Origin of the sequence: Kribbella orskensis (assembly GCF_004342085.1) — a bacterium.
Classification (GTDB): Bacteria; Actinomycetota; Actinomycetes; order Propionibacteriales; family Kribbellaceae; genus Kribbella; species Kribbella orskensis.
This window is the reverse complement of sequence record NZ_SLWM01000013.1, coordinates 18,519-38,220: the sequence shown is the minus strand read 5'-3', so window position 1 is coordinate 38,220 and position 19,702 is coordinate 18,519. Positions and strand designations below refer to the sequence as shown.

Sequence of the window (19,702 nt, the reverse complement as noted above, 5' to 3'; positions counted from 1 at the left end):
GAAGTCAGGTCGCATGACTGCGCTCCTCGAGAACTGAACGGCCGGTTCGGCCTGCTGGTGATCCGTCCGCGAGTACAGCAGAGAGCACGAACCACGAGCAAACAGTTTTCTCCCGGTCGAAGTGGATTGAAGGTTTGATTAATCGGACTATGGTCCGGTAGTGCCGCACCTGGACGCGATCAAGGCGGACCTGCCGCTCGTGGGGCTCAGCTGATGACCGTGCCGATGTGCTCGCCGGAGCTGATCGCGGCCGCGGCGCCCTGACGGTCGATGTCGAAGACGTGCAGCGGGAGCCGGTGGTCGCGGGCGAGGATGAACGCGCTCTGGTCCATCACACCGAGGCCCTTGTCGATGACCTGCTGATAGGTGAGCCGGTCGAAACGTTGTGCGCCGGCGACCTTGTTCGGATCCGCGTCGTAGACCCCATCGGTCCCGTTCTTCGCGACGAGCAACGCGTCGGCGCCGAGCTCGATCGCCCGCTGAACGGCGGGGTAGTCGGTCGTCGTGAACGGCTGCCCGTTCCCGCACCCGAGCAGGACGATCGATCCCTTCTCCAGGTGCCGGAGGGCTCGCAGGCGGATGTAGGGCTCGGCCAGGTTGTTGATCGGGATGGCGGTCATCAGCCGAACGTCCTCCTCACCCATCGCCGCCAGCCGGCCGCGCAGCAGGACGGCGTTGATCACCGTGCCGAGCATGCCGATGTTGTCCGCCTCGACCCGGTCGATTCCCCAGTCCTCGGACCGGTTGCCACGGAACACGTTCCCGCCGCCGACCACCACAGCCACCTGTACGCCGGTGTCGCGCGCGGCGATCACCTCCCGGGCGAGATGCGTGAGGCTGTCGCTGTTGAAGCCGAACTGGGCTGATCCGGCGATCGATTGGCCTGACAACTTGAGCACCAGCCTGCGGTACATCGCTTCTCCTGTCGTTGGACTCGCCACATTCTGTCCGCAACCACACACCACGGCTCCTCATTAAGCACCCCGCTTGTACTGCGTATCAGTCGTCCCGCGTGTACTGCGTTGCTACGCGTCCGGGGTGATCACCTCGGTGAGGGAAAGGTAGGTGCGGTTGCTCGCGGCGGCGGCTCGTTGCTCCCGGCCGGTGGCTTCGATGTAGTTCTGACTGGTGGCGAGGCTCGCGTGGCCGAGCAGCCGCATGATCTCCGAGGCGGTGGCGCCGTCCTCGGCGAGTCTGGTGGCGAAGGTGTGGCGGAGGGCGTGCAGGTTCGCGCCGACCGGGACGCGGTCGTGCAGCCCGGCCCAGCGGTAACACGACTTCACGAGGTACTCGAGGCCGCCTCGGCCGATCGGCTCACCGGATCGGTCCAATAGCAGCTTGGTGGACCGGCCGAACCTCTTGCTGGGAAAGCGGCGCGCGCAGGATTCGACGTACGTCTCGATGATCTTCTCCATGATCGGCTCGACGGGGATCGAGCGGTCGCGGCTGCCTTTGCCGTGGATGTGGAGGCGCATCTCGCCGGGGCGCCCGGCCAGCGAATCGGCCGTCAGCGTGCGCATCTCGGCCGAGCGGAGTCCGGCGACCAGGCCGAGCGCGATCACCAGGACATCGCGCTCGGGCCAAGGGTCTCGTGACTGCCTCGTGCCGTCGGCCGCTGAGCGCAGGAGCTTCTCCGGCGTGTCCTCGCCACGAAGAGGCTTGGGGGAGAGGGGAGGGGTCTTCGGCCGGGCGACCGCTCCCATCGGATTCCCCGCGAGCAGTCCGTCGGACACGCAGAAGGTGAGGAACTGGTTCCACGTCGACCAGGCCCGCAGTACGGAACTCTTCGCGTGGTTGTCGGCGAAGGCGCCGAACGCGGCCCGCAGTACGGGTGCGGTCAGGTCGTCGACGTCGAGGGTCTCGGGGTCGTCGGACAGCAGCGCGGTGATGCCGGCCAGGTCGCGGCGGTAGGCGTCGGTGGTGTGGGGGGAGTCCTTGCGGGGACGCCGGGCAGCGAAGAACGCCGACTGTGCTGCGAGAACCTTCATGGGGAACTTCTACCGGTCGCCACCGACAGTTCGGCAGTGGTCTGACTCCCCCGGTCGCTTTATTTGCATAAGGCAACTATTGGGTCGGTCGAAGAGTCAGAACTGCTGCATAATGGTGATTATGCATGACGGTCTGCCGGCCGCTCTCGGTGGCGAAGTCCGCACCGGACCCTCTGGGGGATACGTTCCAGGAGAAGCATCCACAGCGGCGGACTGAGAGGTTTCCATGACGATCTTTGTGCGGGCCGAGCTCACAACGCTTCCTGGCGCGCGGGACGGGTTCGTCACGCTGGCGAAGGCGCTGGCGGCCGCGACGGACGACGAGCCGGGGACGCTCAGATACGACTGGTACGTCGAGGCCGATCCGGTGCGGTTCGTCGTCATCGAGGAATACGCGGATTCTGCGGCGGCATTCGCTCACAACGCTCACAGCGAGGAACTGCTCAGCCGCGTCGGCGAGTTCGCCAAGATGACGCTCCTGCAGGTGCACGGACAACTCAGCCCGGAACTCGAGTCCTGGCTGGCGACCGTACCGATCGCCAGGACGTTCCCGCCGCTGGTTTGACGCCTCCCAGCCCCTCTCGTCACCTCCTGTGCAAATGGCCGATAAGCGACATTATGTCAACTAAACGCCGATGAGCTGCATCTGATGCAGTAACTCGTCGCTCCCCGGTGGCCACTCCCCAGCGCGGCTCGTGGTCCACCCGTACAGACGGTCTGCGTGCTGATATCGAGCCCTCGGCCCGGCTCGGTGCAAACAAGCGATCGCGGCGAGATCTGCCGTCTGACCTGCTCGCCCGCACCCTCGGCATCAGCCCGAAAACCGCCACGCAAGACGCCACCCGCGCCGGTACGAACTACCTCGCCTACGCCGCCGTCAGAGCTGCCGACCTGGGCTCCCTCTGACTGATGGGTGGCTTCTAAGGCGACGTCGACTCTGCGTTCACGACTCCCGGTCTGAGCGGCCGCAGCCGATGAGAGGATACCGACCATGTCGTCGATCAACCTCAATGTCCTGGACTGGGCCAACGCCGACGCGGCCGACCGCGAGCGAGTGCTGACTCGCAACGGCACTCAGCAACGTCTGACTCGCGTGACCGACCTCAACCGCTCCATCGCCGAACTCGTTGAACACGTGCGCCATGACGGCGACGCTGCCCTCATCACTGCGCTTCGCAGGTTCGACGGTGTCGAGGCGGCCCCCGACACGCTTCGGGTCGGCGAGGACGAGTTCGCGCAGGCGCGCGCAGAGCTGAGCGACGAGCTGATCGAGGCCATTCGGGTGAGTATCGCGCGCTCGCGCGCATTCAACGAGGCGATCGTGCAGCGGGCATCCTGGTCGATGCCCGGGCCCGACGGCACGAGTGTCGGCGAAGTCGCGCGACCGATCGAGTCAGTGGGGCTCTTCGTGCCCTCAGGAAAGGGCTCCTACCCCTCGGTCCTCATCCAGATCGGTACACCTGCCGTCGTCGCCGGCGTGTCCCGGATCGCGGTCGTCGTCCCGCCCAACCCGACCCCGGGCGGCACCCGGGTCGACGCCGCCACCCTCGTCGTCGCCGAGGAACTCGGCCTCGACGAGGTCTACTGCCTCAACGGGCCATCCGGAGTGGCAGCCCTCGCGGTCGGCACCCAGACCGTCACCGCGGTCGGCAAGATCGTCGGTCCCGGAAGCCCCGCAGTGACGATCGCCCAGCAACTCGTGCAGTCCACGGGCGTCCAGGTCGCGCCCGGCCTGGGCCCAACAGACTCCCTGATCGTCGCGGACAGCACCGCCGACCCCGTCACCCTGGCCGCCGACTTCCTCAACGAGGCCGAGCACGGCACGGACTCCTCCGCCGTCCTGGTCTCGACCGACCGCAGCCTGCTTGAGCAAGTCGCCAAAGAACTCGAGTCGCAGTGGCGCGGCCTCCCCGAACCGCGCCGTGGCTACGCCAAAAGCTCGATCTGCGACAACGGCGGCCTGATACTGGCCGCGAGCGACGAACAGGCACTGGAGATTGCGAACGCCTACGCCTCGGAACACGTCCAACTCGCCGTCGCGGACCCAGAGAGCTGGCTGACCGGCGTCCAGCACGCGGGAACCGTCCTGATGGGCCAATGGACGCCCTTCTCAGCATCGAACTTCTCCATCGGCACACCAGCTACGCTGCCCACGACAGGCTTCGCGAAGAGCGTCAGCGGAGTCACTGCCCACACCTACCTCACGACGATCGCAACCGCAGCCCCGAGCCGCACATCGCCACGCCTCCGATGAGGGATCCAACCCCATCAGACAGCAACGATGCACGCGATTTTGCATGACCGACGCGCCGCCCCATAAGCCGCGCACTGACATCTACCAGGTACCCGAGCGATGGCCCAACTGCCACAGCGGTGCTCCACGCGCATGAGCAAGTCCGTGAGGGCCTGCAGCACATGCACTCAGCAGGACATCGACGAATGGTTGGCATCCAGCATCGGTCAGCCAAGACGAGCCCAGCCCTATGTTCCCGAGCCGTTCGCCTCGCTCGTACGAACGCACCTCGCCGCTCGACGACGCTGCGGTTCTTTCAGTCGTCGATGTCATACCTGACGCGTCGGCCGCCGCGGGAGCTCCTGTTCCTCCGGTGTCCGATCTGGGCTTCGCTACCTCCGGTCAATCAGGTGGCACACTCACTTCGTGAGGATCAGTCAGGCGAATGCGGACGACGTCGCAGACTTGGCCCGGCTGTTGTGGCTGGACACCCTTCATGAGGAACCAGCACAGCGGTCCGTTGACGCATTCGCAGCGGAGCTCGCGAAGTGGTGGGCCGGCCACCAGGACTCGCACCTAGCGTTCGTCGCTCGACTTTTCCGACCGGAGATCGTCGGCATGGCCTGGGTCGCGCTCGTCCCGCGGGTCCCGAGACCTGGAGCGACAAGTCGGCTATCCGCAGACATCCAGAGCGTCTTCGTCATGCCGAAGCAGCGAGGCCAGGGAATCGGCTCGGCGCTCGTGCAGGCTGCTTCGGAGCATGCGACACACCTCGGGTCCCTTCGCGTGACGGTCCACTCTGGTCGCAAGGCAGTGCCGGTGTACGAACGGCTGGGCTTCGAGTCGTCCCGACAGCTCCTGAAGCGACCGCCGGACTAGCAGGTCGCACCTCGCACAGCTCACATGTGCTCCGTGTGGCGCGGCGCCAACTGCGGTATCTCCCGCACGTCAACCAGGGTGTTCTCCACACTCGATCACTGGAATGTCGAAGGCCTGTTGTCGGACAGCAGCATTCAACCGATCCTCAGCGATGTCTCTCGTAATTCGATTGTGCAGTCTTGTTACGTTGCCTGCATGTCTTCTGAGCGCCCCCTACTGCCGCGGTCGACACCGGCCGCCTCGGGGATGTCGTCCCGCGCGGTTGCCGAGCTGCTGGACCGGCTCGAAGCGCAATCCGTCGAGTGTCACTCCATCATGGTCGTACGCCACGGTCACGTGGTCGCCGAAGGCTGGTGGGCGCCGTACTCGGCCGAACGCCCGCACCTTCTCTACTCGCTGACGAAATCGTTCACCTCGGTCGCCGTGGGGCTCGCGATCGCCGACGGGCTGCTCTCGCTGGACGACCGGGTGGTGGACGTGTTGCCCGACCACGTTCCGGCTGACATCTCCGAGCAGGGACGCCGCATCACCGTGCACCACCTGCTGTCCATGACGGCCGGGCACAGCACGGACAGCCTCGACGAGGCCTGGCAGCTGGAACCGGATGACCTGGTGAAGGGCTTCCTGCGCGTACCTTTCACCGAACCTGAGGGAACCCGGCACACGTACGACAATGCGACCACTTTCATCCTGGCCCGGATGGTGGAACGGGTCACCGGCCGCGGCCTGCCGGAGCTGCTCGACGAGCGCCTGTTCAAGCCGATGGGCGTCGACCACGCCGAATGGGACCGGGTGGCGAGCGGTGCCGCCTTCGGATTCCACGGGCTGCACCTCACGACCGAGGCCGTCGCAGCTTTCGGCGAGTTGCTGCTGCGCGGAGGCGTCTGGGACGACCGCCAGCTCATCCCGCGCGAGTGGGTGGAGCTCGCGACCAGACGCCATGTCGATACCCTGCAGCTCGAGGACGACTCGGCTAGCCCCGACTTTCTTTGCGGGTACGGCTATCAATTCTGGATGTCGCGTCACGGTTACCTCGGTAACGGCGCCTTCGGCCAGCAATGCGTGGTCGTCCCGTCCCACGATCTCGTGGTCGTCGTGACCGCCGCCGTCGATCAGGGGCACGCACTGCCCAGCGTCTTCTGGGACTGCCTGTTGCCCGGCCTGGATGACGCCGGAAACGCCGAGGACGACGACATCCTCGCCGATCGGCTGCGGCGGCTGTCATTCGCGCCGGTGCCGGGTTCGGCCGCCCCAGAGCGTTCCGTCAAGGCGAGGCTCGACGCCTTTGCCGAGGATTCGGCGCTGCCAGACGAGACCACGGTGATCGTCGATCCCGTGGACGGTGGCTGGCTCCTGCGATTCGGGTCGTCCCTCAACGTCGAGGTCGGCCACGGCGAATGGCGGGAAAGTTCGCCGCTCGGCCGCCCTGTCGTCGCGACTGGCGCCTGGCAGGGCAACACGTTCGTCGCCGAGCTTTACGTCATCACCACCCCGCACCGGGTTCGGCTGGTGGTCGACGCCGACGCGGGGACAGCGGCGGCGACGTGGAGCACCGTGCCCCTGACCGGCCCCAGTCTGGCGTTACATCTGCAGTCGCCCCTGATGACACGGCCCGACGTCGCGTAGGTGATATTGGCTGGGCTCCTCACAGGCAGCAGCGAGTCACTCCCCCGGCCGTACAAAGTCCTCGAAAGAAGTCCGGGGAGCCGGTGTCGGATCGGGGCTGAGGTGTTCGTGGCAGGGGTGACAGGCCGCCCACGAGGGGTGCCCCCAACCAGAAGGAACCACGATCATGAAACTGACGACCACGACGCAAGTCTCTGTCGACGGCGTGATGCAGGGAAACGGCGGGCGGCATCCGGTCCTCGACGCCGGATTCGAGCGCAGCGGATGGGCCAGGCCACTGTTCGACAACGAGGCCATGACGTTCGTCAACGAGGTCTACCAGCGCGCCGACGCGTTCCTGTTCGGTCGGCGCACCTACGAACTCTTCGCCGGCTACTGGGGTGTGAGGGAAGATCTTGAGAACCCCATCGTGGGTGCCTTGAACACGCGGCCCAAGTACGTCGCATCGAACACGCTCACCGACCCGCAATGGGCGGACACGACCGTCCTGTCCGGTGACGTGGCAGCGGCCATCGGCGAGCTGAAAGCCAAGCCGGGAGGCGAGCTGCAGGTGCACGGCAGCGCCCACCTGGTCCGCTGGCTTCTCGAGAACCAGCTGGTCGACGAGCTCACCCTGCTCGTCTGCCCGGTGGTCGTCGGCCAGGGCACCCGGCTGTTCCCCGACGACGGACCGGACACAGCGCTCGACCTGGTCGAATCGCGAGCCTTCCCGAAGGGCATAACGCTCCAGGTCTACCGCCCGGCCGGGCGTCCGCAGTATGCAACCGACTGAAGCACGTGACGTAGGTGAGGCTCTAGACGATCGACCGGTTCCAGCCGCATGGCCAAGACCCACCCACAGTGGAAACGAGAACTACCTCACTGCACCGAACGCCGTCCCTGATCCGTCGCTCGAGATCAGGGACGGCGTTCTCACGTCCCCGGAGACCCGGCCTGCGAACCACCGGACGGGATACTGTCGGTGTCGGATCGCTCACGACCGGCGTACCGGAAAGTTCTTGAAAGAAACCCCGGAGACGGTGTCGGATCGGGGCAGAGTTGTTCGTTGCAGGGGTGAGCGGCTGCCCATGAGGGACACCCCGAACCACAGGAGATGATCCTAGATGCAGTACCTGGTTTCTGTGATCGACGACAAGACCAATTCCGGCACCCCGGACGAGATGGTTGCCATCAACGCGTTCAACGACCGGCTCGTGGCCGACGGCAACTGGGTCTTCGCCGGCGGTCTCTCGGACCCCAGCACGGCCACCGTCATCGACAACCGGGGTGGGGAGGCGGTGTTCACCGACGGGCCCTTCGTGGAGTCGAAGGAGTACCTCGCCGGCTTCTGGGTCATGGAGGCCCCCGACCTCGACGTGGCGCTCAAACTCGCTGCCGAGGGGTCGAAGGCCTGCAACCGGAAGGTCGAGGTGCGGCCATTTCTGTGAGTGTTGTCGACGTCAGGGAGGCGATCACGCGGGCCCACCACGAGGAGTGGGCGCGGGTGGTCGCCGCCCTGACCAGGCGTTTCGGTGACCTCGACATCGCCGAGGAGGCCGCGGCGGAGGCGTTCGCGACCGCCGTCGAGCGCTGGCCGGCCGACGGCGTACCGCCGAACCCCGGCGCCTGGCTGACCACCACCGCCAACCGCAAGGCCATCGACCGGATCCGGCGCGAGAGCAAGCGCGACGGCAAGCAGAAGGAGGCTCAGATGGTGTACGACGACGACCCGCCCGAGCCTCTCGGGGCCATCGACGACGAGCGGCTCCGGCTGATCTTCACCTGTTGTCACCCGGCGCTCGCGATGGAGACCCGGATGGCGCTGACGCTGCGCATGGTCGGCGGTCTGACCGTGCCCGAGATCGCCCGTGCCTTCCTGGTGCAGGAGACCGCCATGGGGCAGCGGATCACCCGCGCGAAGGCCAAGATCAAGGCGGCTCGCATCCCTTATCGGGTGCCGTCCGCGGAGGATCTTCCGGCCCGCGTCTCCGGCGTACTCGCCGTTCTTTTTCTCGTGTTCAACGAGGGCTACCTGGCGACCGGCCCCGACACCGATCCCGTCCGTCACGACCTGACCGCCGAGGCGATCCGGCTCACTCGCCTGATCCGTGCCCTGATGCCGAAGGACGGCGAGGTGGCCGGGCTGCTGGCGCTGATGCTGCTCACCGAGGCCCGTCGCACCGCCCGGGTTTCGGCGAGCGGCGAACTGGTCACCCTCGACGAGCAGGACCGTGGTGCCTGGGACGCGGCGCTGGTCGCCGAGGGGCATCGGCTGGTGCGCGAGCGCCTGGCCTCTCGCGTGCCTCCGGGTCGCTACCAGATCCTCGCGGCGATCAACGCCGTGCACACCTCCGTCCGCGATGTACGCGACACCGACTGGTCGCAGGTCGTCGCTCTCTACAACCAGCTCGCCCGCCTCGACCCCTCGCCGATCGTCGCCCTCAACCGGGCCATCGCGGTCGCCGAGCTCGACGGCCCAGAGGTGGCGCTGGCGGCCGTCGACCGTCTTGAGGACAAGTTGGCCGGCTATCACGCCTACCATGCGACCCGCGCCGACCTGCTGCGCCGGCTGGGCCGCAGCCAGGAGTCGCACGCGGCGTACGACAAAGCCATCGAGCTGGCGGGCAACACGGCCGAGACCGCCTACCTGACCCGCCGCCGCGACCAGCTGGGGTAGTCGCAGATATCGCGTTGCGTGGTAGTCACCGAGCCCTTAGCGTTGCTCACCTCATGGCAGGGAGAGGGCACCCTGTCTGCGGCTGTGAGTCAGCAGATCGGAGATGGGACCGGGATGACTACTAACCTGATCGCGCTCTGCTTCGATGCGAACGACCCGCTCCGGCTCGCGGGCTTCTGGGCCGGCGTTCTGGGCTGGGAGACGGCCGAGGACCCCCACGACGGCATCGCGCTCCTGCCGAGCGACGACACCGGGTTCCGGATCCGCTTTCTTCCGACCCGGGAGGAGAAGTCCGGCCCGAACCAGATTCACTTCGACCTGACGAGCACTTCCCTGGATGACCAGCAGCAGACGGTGGCCCGGGCGCTCGAACTCGGTGGCCGGCATATCGACATCGGCCAGCTCCCGGAAGAGGGTCATGTTGTGCTCGCCGACCCCGAGGGCAACGAGTTCTGCGTTATCGAGCCGGGCAACAACTTCCTGGCCGATTGCGGATTCATCGGAGCGCTTTCCAGCGACGGATCGCAGGAGGTCGGGTACTTCTGGAGCAAAGCGCTGGACTGGCCGTTGGTCTGGGACCAGGACCAGGAGACCGCGATCCAATCGCCGCACGGCGGTCCGAAGATCACCTGGGGTGGTCCCCCGGTGAGAGCGAAGACCGGGAAGAACCGGCTGCATTTCGACCTCGCTCCCCCTGCCGACGGTGATCAGCAGGCGGAGGTCGAGCGTCTCGTCTCGCTCGGAGCGAGTCGAATCGACATCGGCCAGGGCGACGTCAGCTGGGTCGCGATGGCTGATCCCGACGGCAACGAGTTCTGTGTGTTGACTCCCCGATAGCTCTACTCCAGATCTACTGACTCAGTTCGTCAGGGCTTCGGCGATCATGCGGTGGCCTTGTTGTTCGAACTGTTCTTCGCGGACCCGGTAGGCCCAGACGGCGGTTCCGATCGCTTCGCGGATCCGGTTGCGACGCCAGGCCTCGGGCTCACGCGGGTCTGTGCCGTATCCGTCCAGGAAGGCCTGCTCGAGTTCCGGGTTCGTCCGGAACTGTTGCGCGCTGAGCCGGGCGAAGTCCGTCAGCGCCGGCCGCAGATCGGCTCGCCCGAAGTCGATCACACTCACCACGTCGTGGTACACGAGCCAGTTCCGCGGCTGCCAGTCGCCGTGGGTCGGCACGAGCGTGATGGTCGGCGTCGGCCACGACTCCACCTGTTCACGCAGCCGTTCCGCGATGTCCGGTGCGATTCGGTGTGGCTGATCGAGCCACCAGAGAGCCTTCGCCTGTCCCCGCGCTTCGAAATCCTCATCCTCGACAGCGAGCTGCTCATGCAGCAATCGCAGCAACTCCCCTGCCTGCCGATAAGTGTCGGGACGCCACTCGTGCTCGGTCCCCTCGACCAACTCCCCCGGCAGAAACCGCGTCACGATCAGCTTGGCGTCCTCGTCGGCGTGCACAAGTTGTGGCGCACGCCCGCGCATCGTCCACGGCCCGAGCCACTCGCGGTGCGCGCGCATCTCCCGCGCCAAGTGGCTGTCGCGCTCATCGCCCGCCTTGACGACATGCCGAGCCCCGTCGTACAGCAACTCGAGAACAATCGTCCCCACGAGTCCCCAGCTGTGGTCCTTCACAACCTCGGCCCCCGGAAGCCAGTCATCCAGAAGCTCGCGCTGACGTCTACTGAGCTGACCTGAACTCACAACGGCCAATCCTCACACAACCAACTTCCGTCAGCATCGCTGGTGACACGGAACGGCTCGGCATGCGGCAACGGCCGGCCCCAGATCGTCGAACCAAGGCCGCACAGAGAACTCAACGCCACCGACAGACTCGCCACGTGCCCGACGACGACAACTCTCTGAGCTGGATGCGCTCTCACGATTTCTTTCAGCGCGCCAGTCGTCCGTCGGACCACCTCGAAGCCGGTCCCCCACCGACGAAACTCTGCTCCAGATCTTGGTCGACGATCCACGCCCGCAGCGCCTCGGCGGCGGCGTACCGAGTTGCCTCGTCCAGCGGATCATCCAGCGGACCGATCTCCACCTCGCGCAGAGTTCGGTCATCTCTCCCCCAGGGTGAATCAGCAGCATAAGTGTTCAGCTGGTGAGCAGTTTGTTTGGGAGGATGTCGGTATGCGCGCTGACCGGCTGGTTGCCACTCTGCTGCTGATGCAGGCCCGGGGCAGGGTGACGGCTTCCGAACTGGCGGCCGAGTTGGAGATCTCGGTGGCGACCGCGCGGCGGGATCTCGAGGCGTTGTCGACCGCCGGCATCCCGGTCTATCCACAGCCGGGGCGGAACGGTGGGTGGTCTCTGCTCGGCGGCGCGCGGACCGATTTGAGCGGGCTGAATGCGACCGAAGCGCAGGCGTTGTTCCTGCTGGTCGGGCCTGCCGCGTCGGTGGCGCCGGAGGCGAAGGCTGCGCTGCGGAAGCTCGTACGGGCGTTGCCGGACACATTCCGGGCGGATGCCGAGGCTGCGGCTGAGGCTGTGGTGATCGATCCTGCGCGGTGGGGTGAGCACGTCAAGGAACGACCTGAGATGGTGCGGGTCCTGCAGGACGCCGTGGTGCGACGGCTCAAGGTCAGGCTGATGTACGCCGGGCGCGGGCGGCAGGTCAGCGAGCGGCTGATCGATCCGCTGGGACTCGTTGACAAGGACGACATCTGGTATCTGATCGCGGGTACCGAGAAAGGTCAGCGCACCTTCCGGGTCGAGCGCGTCACCGAGGCGACGCTGACCGACCTTCCCGCCGAGCGACCGAAGGACTTCGACCTCTCTGCGGCCTGGGCCCGGGTGGTCGACGAGATGGAGCAGAACCGCTCCTTGCTGGCAGCAACCGTCCTGATGGAGGAACGGTTCGTCTGGGTGATGCAGGACCGGCTCGGCCGCCATTGCGAGGTGGTCGGCTCGGCCGAGGACGGTCGCGTCGAACTGCGGGTGACAGCCCCGAACGCCCTCGACATCGCCCGGCACCTGGCCGGCTGGGGCGGCATGATCGAGGTGCTCGGGCCCCCGTCGGTCCGAGCCGAGCTCGCGCGCCTGGGCCGCGAACTGGCCGAGCGCTACGGCAGTGCGATCGTGTAGAGAATGAACCCGCGGTTCTCCGCGACCTGGTCGTAGAGTCGGCGCGCGGTCGCATTCGTCTCGTGCGTCGACCAATACACCCGGCCACAATTCTGCGAGCGTGCCCAGGCCGCCACCGCCTCGATCAACGCGCGGGCCACGCCTCGGCCGCGAGCCTCCGGAGCGGTGAAAAGGTCTTGTAGATAACAGGAATCAGCCGACGTCGTGCTGGCGTGAGTCAGGAAGTGCGCGATCCCGACGAGCTTGCCGTCGAGCTTCGCACCCAGCGCATGAATGCACTGGCCGGCGCTGAATTCTGCCCAGGAATGATCGAAGAATTCCTCCGGCATGGTCCGTCCGTAGAATTCGTTGTAGCCGGCGACGAGCGTCTGCCAGGTTTCGCGATCCTCTGGAAGTAATCGCCCGATCGTCACGACGGTTTCCCGGTCGTCCGGCGTCATCTGCTCTCCTCTGGTCGCCTGGTCGGGAGTGAGACGCGGGCACGGGAGATTCGGTTCGGCCGGCTGACGATTGGGGGCGGGGTGACGGTTGGAGGTCGGGTGATCACGGGTGGTGCCCGGAGGGTCCGGGTGGTGAGAGATCCGCGGGATCGGGGAGAAATGTCGCCGGGGATGGCCTTCAGGCGTGAGTAGGGTGCGGTGTTCGGTTGTGTCCCAGATCGAGTAACAGGAAGTCTTCGTGACCACTACGCCCCCTCAACCGCCCCAGAACCCGTACCCGGCGCAGCCCCCGGCCGAGGGATACGCTCCCCCGCCGGTCCAGCCCGGCCAGTTCCCGCAGTACGGGCCGCCACACGAGCAGCAGCCCCACTACGGTGACCAGCACCAGTACGGCGACCAGCAATACGGGCAGCAGCAGTTCCAGCAGCCTGGGCAGCAGTTCGCGCCGGGTCAGTACCAGCAGCAAGGGCAGTTCTCCCAGGACCAGGCAGCCCAGGATCAGTTCCCGCAGGGGCAGTTCATGCCTGTTGCCCAGGGCACGCTTCAGTGCCGGTTCTGTGGTGGGATGCCTGCCGTGCAGGCGACCGTCCGCGGTCATCAGGGCCTGATCATCCTGATGCGCTTCCTCAAGCTGGAAGGGCCGTTCTGCCGCACGTGTGGTGTCGCCACGATCCGCGACATGACCGCGAGGAGCATGTGGCAGGGCTGGTGGGGCTTCGGCTCGATGATCGTCAACCCGATCACGATGCTGGTGAACCTCGGCACCTACTCGAAGTTCAAGCACCTGCCGGAACCGGCTCCGGGCGCGCCCGGCCGGCCGATGGATCCGGGCAAACCGCTGTTCAAGCGCCCGGTGATCCTCGGTCTGCTGCTCCCGATCGCGCTGATCGCCGTGATCGTGATCGGCAACCTGGGCAACCCGTCGTCGGCGGACGCCGGCGACTGCGTCCAGAACAAGGGCACGGTGGCCAAACCCAACGTGAAGGTGGTCGACTGCGGTTCCACCGACGCGGAGTTCAAAGTCCTCGGCAAGCTCAGCAGTACTGCGAACTCCGACGAGTGCGAGCAGTTCCCCGGCTACACGGTGGCCTACACGAAGTCGCGTGGCTCCTCGGGGTACACGCTCTGCCTCGGTCCGAACTGAGCCACTCCCGGTCTGACACAATCTCCGGGCCGACACGAGATGAGCCGGTCCGGAGGGTGCTCAGCGGTTGGCGGTGACTCGGGCGTAGTAGGCGCGGGCCTCCTGGGTGCGGCCCGCGCCGAGCACCCTCAGAGCCTCGGCGAGATCGGGGTACTGCGCCTCCAGCAACTCGGCGGCCCCTTGCAGGTCGGAGGCCGAGGCAACATCCCGGAGCAACGACTGGATGGCGACGACCGGATCCCCCGCAGCCGGCGGCTCGGCCGGACTCCCCTGGTCCACCGTGAGCGTGGATCGCTGCGCGGCGCGGATGCCCTCGAGGCGGCGCTCCTGCTCGGCGGCCGGCAGGGCGTCCCAGCCGGACTCCCCCACCATCGCTTCCAGTTGGAGCAGCCTCGACAGCACCGTCGGGTTGCTGATCTTGGCCCGCTGCCCCGACATCAGTTGGGACAGCATCGGAGCGGACAGGCCGAGCACCCCCGCGAGCTGCGCCTGCGACAGGCCCAGCCTGGCCAGGAGGCGCCGGAAGCGGTCTCCCAGCGGCTCGCCGTACCACTGCAGTTGCAGTTCGAGGTTCCGCGCGTGCGCGTCGGTCACAACGCCTCCATGATTACCGTTTGCAAATTGCACATGCAAACGCTAGGTTGGTCGCAATGAAGCCTCAAGCTCCTGGAGACGCCATGATACGACGCCTCGCCGCCCTGGCCGCGGTATCTGCCCTGACTGCCGCGTTCTCATTCGCGAACGCTCCCGCCGCCAGCGCGGAAGGTGACCTCTCGCCGGTGATGGTGGTGCTGGACTCGTCCGGCTCGATGACCGCGCGGGATGCCGGCGGCAGCGGCACCCGGATGGACGCGGCCAAGCGGGCCGTCACCTCGATGGTCGCCGGGCTGCCGGACCAGGCGCAGGTCGGCCTGACCATCTACGGCGCCGGGACCGGTTCGAGCGGCTCGGAGAAGGCGGCCGGCTGCAAGGACGTCCGCGTCGTCCAGCCGGTGGCAACCGTCAACAAGCCAGTGCTGACCAGAGCGGTGAGCGCGGCGAAGGCCAGCGGCTACACCCCGATCGGCCATTCGCTCCGGGTCGCGGCCGCGCAGCTGCCGAAGGAGGGGCAGCGGTCGATCGTCCTCGTCTCCGACGGCGAGGACACCTGCGCTCCCCCGCAACCGTGCGAGGTGGCGAAGGAGCTGCACAAGCAAGGCGTCGACCTCCACGTCCACGCGATCGGATTCCGCGTCGACGCGAAGGCTCGCGCCCAGCTCGCCTGCATCGCACAGAACACCGGCGGCACCTATCACGACGCCTCCGACGCGGACTCCTTGCTCGGAGTACTGGGCCGGGTGACGGAGCGCGCGCTGCGGCACTACGAGCCGACCGGCAAGCCGATCACCGGTACTGCGGACCCGTTCACGGCGCCGACGATGACGCCCGGGCAGTACCTCGACACCCTCAACGCCGAGGAGGAGCGGTTCTACTCGGCCGAGCTGAAGACGGGCGACACGGCGTACTTCGCAGCCACGGCGGTCTTCCCGCGGGGCAACCCGCGCGATATCGAGGTGGTCGACCTCAAGATCACCGGTCCCGACGGCGCGGACTGCTACGAGTCGCAGCGCGAGCTCAACACCCGCGCGAAAGACGGTGGTTCGCTGACCACGGTGCTGAGCTGGAACGGGACAGTGGCCGGCTCATCGAAGCCGAAGGGCTGCAGCGTTCCCGGCAAGTACACCTTCCGGGTGACTCGTGATGCGCGTGGCGGCGGGGCGGACCGAGTGCCGGTAGAGCTGCAGTTGCGGGTCGAGCCGCCGGTGACCGGCAGCACGGGTGAGCAGACTCAGACGAGTCTGGTGACGTTCGCGCAGCCGCCTGCGGGTGCGGTACGACCCGTTCGCGGTGGCGGTTCCTTCAACGAGGCGACCACGCTCGACGGCTCCGGCCGGTACGGCGAGACGATCTACTACGGCGAGGAACTGTTCTACCGGGTGAAGCTGGACTGGGGTCAGGGTCTTGCGTACCGAGTCACCTTCGCCGGGCGGCCGGACGGCGCGACCACGAACATCCGGACCGGACTGTTCAGCCCGGTGCGGGCGGAGATCAAGTTCGACACCACCGCCTACACGGGGACGACGCAGATCCTGCCTTCCAGCGGGAAGCCGATCGCGACGCCGCGGGCGGTCTACCTGAACCGGAACGCGAACAACTCCGACTTCCGCAAGGCCAGCGTCGACGGCTGGTACTACATCATCGCCAAGCTCGGTGTCGCCAGCGGCGACGCCCCGGCAGGCGGAGTACCGGTGACGATCGACGTGGCAGTCGCGGGCGACAAGGTGGCCGGACCGGAGTACGGCGCGTCGACGGGCGAGACGCCTTCCATACCGACGCCCAGTGCCTCGTCGGAACCGACGCCGTCGGGTTCGACCACGAACGAGGCCGGCGGCCAAGGTGGCGACGACAAGGTCCAGCCGGTTGCGGACGAGTCCTCCTCGTCGCTGCCGTGGATCGTCGGCGGGGCGGTCCTGGTGCTCGCTCTCGCGATCGTCGCCGCGGCCCTGATCATCCGCAGCCGCAAGTCGTCAGCCCTGCAGCCGGCTAACGGACCCGGGTACGGCGGTCCCGGCCAGAACGGGTCCGGCTACAACGGACCTGGTTACAACGGACCTGCGGCGAATGGCCCGGGGCAGAACGGGCCGGGTCAGGGCTGGTCCTAGGCCTTGATCCACAGGTAGGACGAACCTTGCTGACGGCACTCGACCCGGGTGCCGTCAGCAGTCGATTCCACCGCCCCGGCTTCTTGCCAACCGCACGGATCCCCCACCTCGAGCTGCGCATTCGGAGCGCGCGTGACAGGCCCGGTCGGCACCGAGGACGGCGTCCCACTAGGCGACACGCTTGGCGACACCGTCGGCTGCGATCCCCCGCCTTCTTCACCTCCATCAAGCAACAACACCCCAACAACCCCAGCCGCAACCAACCCCACGAGCCCGACACCACCCAGCACCAGACGCCGCCGCACCGGCCTCCCTGCCGCCGGCGACACGCCCGCGGCCGCACGCAGGGGCGTCAGACGATCCGCCGGTGCTCCTGCAGTGTGCTCCTGCTCAGGCCGCTTCGTCCCGGCCGGTTGCTGACCGGCTGGATCCCCGGGAGCCCCGTGCGCGACAGGAGCAGTCGGCAGCTCGGCCGACGAAGCTGCAGTAGGCCAGCTCTCGGCCGGTCGCCCCGCGCCCGGCCGAACCAAGGAACCCGCCGCTCGCGCCGCCTGCTCACCTCCGCGCGCCAGGGCTGAGGGAGCCTCGAGCGGCACCTCATTCGGCGCCGCGGGTGGTGTCGCCGGGGATGTGGGCAGGTTGGTGTAGGGCGTGGGGAGGGGTGGGAGTTGGTTGAAGACTTCGATCAGTTCGCCGTCTGCGGTGTGGGCTGGGATTTGAAGCGCGGTGGAGAGGACGGGCGCCAGGGATTCGAGGGCGGCTTTGGCTGAGTCCGAGCGCCGGGCGGGTTCGGAGTGGATCAGGGACTCGACGAGAGCCCAGACGGTGCCGGTCGTGTTCGGGCGCGAAGGTAGTGGGCCGGCGGCTGGGGGTTCCTCGCCGGTGAGGAGTTGCCAGGCGGTGACTCCGGCGGCGTAGAGGTCTTGCTTGGTTGACGGTGGTTCGCCTGAGAAGGCCTCGGGAGCTACGTAGCCACGGGTGCCCACCACGGCGCCGTGCTGGGTGAGGCGTGGCTCTCCGAGGGACAGCGCGATGCCGAAGTCGCTGAGGCGGAGTACGGGGATGCCGGTGCCGGTGGTCTCGAGCAGCAGGTTCGCGGGCTTCACGTCACGGTGGACGAGGCCCGCCGCGTGGACCTGTTCGAGGGCGCGGAGGAGCTGGGCGAGCAGTTCGGCCGCGTAGCGCTCGGGAAGGGCGCCGAAGTCGGCCACTAGGCTGCTCACCGAGCCGCCGCCGACGAGGTCCATCGCGAGGAGCGCCTGGTCGTCGTCCGCCGCCCAGCCGTACGGGCTCAGCACGTTCGGGTGTTCGAGTCGCAGCCCTTGCTCGCGGACGAAACGAAGGAGAGCGCCGGCGTGGCGCTGGCGCAGTACCTTCGCGGCGCAGAGGCGTTCCAGGCGGCGGTCCCACGCGCGCCAGACGATACCGGTCCCGCCGGAACCGATCGGGTCGATCAGCTCGAACCGCCCGGCGAACACGTCTGGCACCAGCGGTCCTCCTCTCACCCGGCTCGCGGCATACCTTGCCAGCCCACGGGTCCCCGGGCGAGTTCACCCGCCCTGGGGTCCACCGGGTGAGAGAGGTCAGTTGTAGTAGCCGTCCACCGGGACGCGGGCCTCGTCGTACAGGTTCGGGCCTTCCTGTGGGACCGCGGGGAACGGGCCGCCGGGTTTGAGGGCGTTCAGTTGGTCGCCGGACAGGGCGTAGACGACGTGGCCCAGGCCGGAGCGTTCGATCGCGCCGGCGCACATGCCGCACGGCTGGCAACTGGTGTACATGGTCGTGCCGGCTGCCGTCTCCGGGTCCAGGTTGGCCGCGGCCCACTTGGCGAGTTTGAGCTCGGGATGGGCGCTGATGTCATTGTCCGTGATCGAGGTGTTGTGGTCCTCGGCGATCACCGTGCCGTCAGGCCCGGCGAGTAGCGAGCCGAAGGGCGGGTTGCCGGACTTTCGAGCCGTTGCCGCGAGCTCGATCGCCCGGCGCAGGAGGTCGTCCCGTGCTGTCACTGCTGCTCCCATCATTGATGTTCCCGTCTTGGTTCAGTGCAGGTCTTTCCAGGCGGCCGCGACGGTCGCGAGCGCCTGCCATGCGTGTTCGGGACCTTCGGTCTCCGCCGGGTCGCCGACGAACGGATCCAGTACGACGGCCTCGGCACCGAGCAGGCGGAGTTCGTCGAGATCTCCCATCACCTGATCGATCGAGCCTTCACCAGCGACTCGTATGTCGTCAGCGACCGGCTCGTCCGTCAGGCGCAGCAGGATCCGTGGCGCGAATCCCGGTACCGGCCGGCCTTCCTCGTCCGCGAGGGCCTTCAGCCGATCGAGTGCCCCGCGCATCCAGTCGACCCGCTCGCGCAACGGATGCCACGCGTCGCCATACCGGACCGTACGACGGAGTCCGGCGTCGCCGCGTCCTCCGACCCAGATCGGGATGTCGCCGCTGCGGTAGTCCTCGTCGTTCTCCCACGCCTTCCGGATGTCGCGGAGAAGCTCGTCGGTGAGCTTCCCCCGGCGGGTGAAATCGATGCCGAGCGCCTCGAACTCCTGCCGCGCCCAACCGACGCCCATCCCCAGCACGAGCCGGCCGCCGCTGAGCTGATTGAGGTTGGCGGCCATCCGGGCCACCAGCAGCGGGTGCCGGTACGGCGCGATGAGCACGGTGGTCCCGAGGCGAATGGTGCCGGTGACTCCGGCGAGCCAGCTCAACGTGGTGAAGGGCTCGTAGAAGGGCGCCGGGTACTGCTCCGCCACGTCAGGTGTCACCGCGACGTGGTCGGACACCATCAGCAGGTCGTAGCCGAGTCCTTCCACCGTGCGGGCCCAGTCGCGGAGCCGGCCGGGGTTGGTTCCGGGGCCGAAGTTGGGGACGTTCACACCGATTTCCACGCCAATCAGGCTATCCAGCCGGAACGTCCTGGTTGAAGAGACTCCTCGCCGAAAAGCGGGTGTTC

Annotated in this window: 21 protein-coding genes; 11 read left to right on the top strand and 10 right to left on the bottom strand. The window is 67.3% G+C overall.

Annotation, left to right across the window (positions count from 1 at the left end; genetic code table 11):
• Nucleotides 1-206: 206 nt before the first annotated feature.
• Both pyrH and EV644_RS28530 read right to left on the bottom strand, forming a co-directional pair.
• A complete protein-coding gene (gene pyrH, locus EV644_RS28535) occupies nucleotides 207-914 on the bottom strand; it encodes a UMP kinase (RefSeq protein WP_132192053.1) in 708 nt (235 codons plus the stop codon).
• A gap of 111 nt (nucleotides 915-1,025) precedes the next feature.
• The gene (locus tag EV644_RS28530; protein ID WP_132192052.1) at nucleotides 1,026-1,988 is read right to left on the bottom strand and encodes a tyrosine-type recombinase/integrase; all 963 of its coding nucleotides are present in this window, start codon (nucleotides 1,986-1,988) and stop codon (nucleotides 1,026-1,028) included.
• Nucleotides 1,989-2,214: 226 nt separating this feature from the next.
• Between EV644_RS28530 and EV644_RS28525 the strand changes: the two genes are divergently transcribed.
• The 8 genes from EV644_RS28525 (at nucleotide 2,215) to EV644_RS28490 (ending at nucleotide 10,219) form a co-directional block, all read left to right on the top strand.
• Nucleotides 2,215-2,553 carry a putative quinol monooxygenase gene (locus EV644_RS28525; RefSeq protein WP_132192051.1) on the top strand — a complete coding sequence of 113 codons (339 nt, stop codon included), beginning with the start codon at nucleotides 2,215-2,217 and terminating at the stop codon, nucleotides 2,551-2,553.
• A 426-nt stretch (nucleotides 2,554-2,979) separates the two neighbouring features.
• Nucleotides 2,980-4,242: a histidinol dehydrogenase gene (hisD, locus tag EV644_RS28520; RefSeq protein WP_132192050.1), complete on the top strand. Its 1,263-nt coding sequence runs from the start codon at nucleotides 2,980-2,982 to the stop codon at nucleotides 4,240-4,242.
• Nucleotides 4,243-4,647: 405 nt separating this feature from the next.
• A complete protein-coding gene (locus EV644_RS47875; RefSeq protein WP_158292946.1) occupies nucleotides 4,648-5,100 on the top strand; it encodes a GNAT family N-acetyltransferase in 453 nt (150 codons plus the stop codon).
• Between the two features lie 195 nt (nucleotides 5,101-5,295).
• Nucleotides 5,296-6,726, top strand: coding sequence for a serine hydrolase domain-containing protein (locus EV644_RS28510; RefSeq protein ID WP_199240034.1), 1,431 nt, complete (start codon nucleotides 5,296-5,298; stop codon nucleotides 6,724-6,726).
• A 166-nt stretch (nucleotides 6,727-6,892) separates the two neighbouring features.
• Nucleotides 6,893-7,498, top strand: coding sequence for a dihydrofolate reductase family protein (locus EV644_RS28505; protein WP_132192049.1), 606 nt, complete (start codon nucleotides 6,893-6,895; stop codon nucleotides 7,496-7,498).
• 331 nt (nucleotides 7,499-7,829) lie between these two features.
• Nucleotides 7,830-8,153, top strand: coding sequence for a YciI family protein (locus EV644_RS28500; protein WP_132192048.1), 324 nt, complete (start codon nucleotides 7,830-7,832; stop codon nucleotides 8,151-8,153).
• Entirely contained in the window at nucleotides 8,150-9,382 is a 1,233-nt protein-coding gene (locus tag EV644_RS28495) for an RNA polymerase sigma factor (protein ID WP_132192047.1), read from the top strand. Before EV644_RS28500 ends, EV644_RS28495 begins: the two co-directional genes overlap by 4 nt.
• A gap of 114 nt (nucleotides 9,383-9,496) precedes the next feature.
• Nucleotides 9,497-10,219, top strand: coding sequence for a VOC family protein (locus EV644_RS28490; RefSeq protein WP_132192046.1), 723 nt, complete (start codon nucleotides 9,497-9,499; stop codon nucleotides 10,217-10,219).
• A gap of 21 nt (nucleotides 10,220-10,240) precedes the next feature.
• On the opposite strand, the gene EV644_RS28485 is transcribed toward EV644_RS28490, so the two are convergent.
• From EV644_RS28485 to EV644_RS44725, 3 genes are all read right to left on the bottom strand, one after another.
• Entirely contained in the window at nucleotides 10,241-11,011 is a 771-nt protein-coding gene (locus EV644_RS28485) for a phosphotransferase family protein (protein WP_242001032.1), read from the bottom strand.
• Between the two features lie 65 nt (nucleotides 11,012-11,076).
• Nucleotides 11,077-11,259, bottom strand: a complete 183-nt coding sequence (locus EV644_RS47870) for a histidine phosphatase family protein (protein WP_369410545.1) — start codon at nucleotides 11,257-11,259, stop codon at nucleotides 11,077-11,079.
• Between the two features lie 8 nt (nucleotides 11,260-11,267).
• On the bottom strand, nucleotides 11,268-11,423 hold the full coding sequence (locus EV644_RS44725) for a hypothetical protein (protein WP_158292944.1): 156 nt from the start codon (nucleotides 11,421-11,423) through the stop codon (nucleotides 11,268-11,270).
• Between the two features lie 89 nt (nucleotides 11,424-11,512).
• Here EV644_RS44725 and EV644_RS28475 point away from each other — a divergent pair, with 89 nt between their 5' ends.
• Complete coding sequence (locus EV644_RS28475) at nucleotides 11,513-12,466, top strand: helix-turn-helix transcriptional regulator (protein ID WP_132192044.1); 954 nt, start codon at nucleotides 11,513-11,515, stop codon at nucleotides 12,464-12,466.
• Here the strand turns inward: EV644_RS28475 and EV644_RS28470 are convergent.
• Complete coding sequence (locus tag EV644_RS28470) at nucleotides 12,445-12,906, bottom strand: GNAT family N-acetyltransferase (RefSeq protein ID WP_132192043.1); 462 nt, start codon at nucleotides 12,904-12,906, stop codon at nucleotides 12,445-12,447. The two genes, EV644_RS28475 and EV644_RS28470, sit on opposite strands and share 22 nt — an antisense overlap.
• A gap of 238 nt (nucleotides 12,907-13,144) precedes the next feature.
• Here EV644_RS28470 and EV644_RS28465 point away from each other — a divergent pair, with 238 nt between their 5' ends.
• Nucleotides 13,145-14,050, top strand: coding sequence for an LppU/SCO3897 family protein (locus EV644_RS28465; RefSeq protein ID WP_132192042.1), 906 nt, complete (start codon nucleotides 13,145-13,147; stop codon nucleotides 14,048-14,050).
• A gap of 60 nt (nucleotides 14,051-14,110) precedes the next feature.
• Here EV644_RS28465 and EV644_RS28460 read toward each other — a convergent pair whose 3' ends face one another.
• Nucleotides 14,111-14,644 carry a helix-turn-helix domain-containing protein gene (locus EV644_RS28460; RefSeq protein WP_132192041.1) on the bottom strand — a complete coding sequence of 178 codons (534 nt, stop codon included), beginning with the start codon at nucleotides 14,642-14,644 and terminating at the stop codon, nucleotides 14,111-14,113.
• An 83-nt stretch (nucleotides 14,645-14,727) separates the two neighbouring features.
• Between EV644_RS28460 and EV644_RS28455 the strand changes: the two genes are divergently transcribed.
• Nucleotides 14,728-16,752 carry a vWA domain-containing protein gene (locus EV644_RS28455; RefSeq protein WP_132192040.1) on the top strand — a complete coding sequence of 675 codons (2,025 nt, stop codon included), beginning with the start codon at nucleotides 14,728-14,730 and terminating at the stop codon, nucleotides 16,750-16,752.
• Here EV644_RS28455 and EV644_RS28450 read toward each other — a convergent pair.
• The 3 genes from EV644_RS28450 to EV644_RS28440 form a co-directional block, all read right to left on the bottom strand.
• The gene (locus tag EV644_RS28450) at nucleotides 16,749-18,239 is read right to left on the bottom strand and encodes a serine/threonine-protein kinase (protein ID WP_158292943.1); all 1,491 of its coding nucleotides are present in this window, start codon (nucleotides 18,237-18,239) and stop codon (nucleotides 16,749-16,751) included. The genes EV644_RS28455 and EV644_RS28450 overlap by 4 nt on opposite strands.
• Nucleotides 18,240-18,335: 96 nt before the next feature.
• Nucleotides 18,336-18,758: a nucleoside deaminase gene (locus EV644_RS28445; protein WP_132192038.1), complete on the bottom strand. Its 423-nt coding sequence runs from the start codon at nucleotides 18,756-18,758 to the stop codon at nucleotides 18,336-18,338.
• 33 nt (nucleotides 18,759-18,791) lie between these two features.
• Complete coding sequence (locus EV644_RS28440) at nucleotides 18,792-19,637, bottom strand: LLM class flavin-dependent oxidoreductase (RefSeq protein ID WP_132192037.1); 846 nt, start codon at nucleotides 19,635-19,637, stop codon at nucleotides 18,792-18,794.
• Between the last annotated feature and the right edge of the window lie 65 nt (nucleotides 19,638-19,702).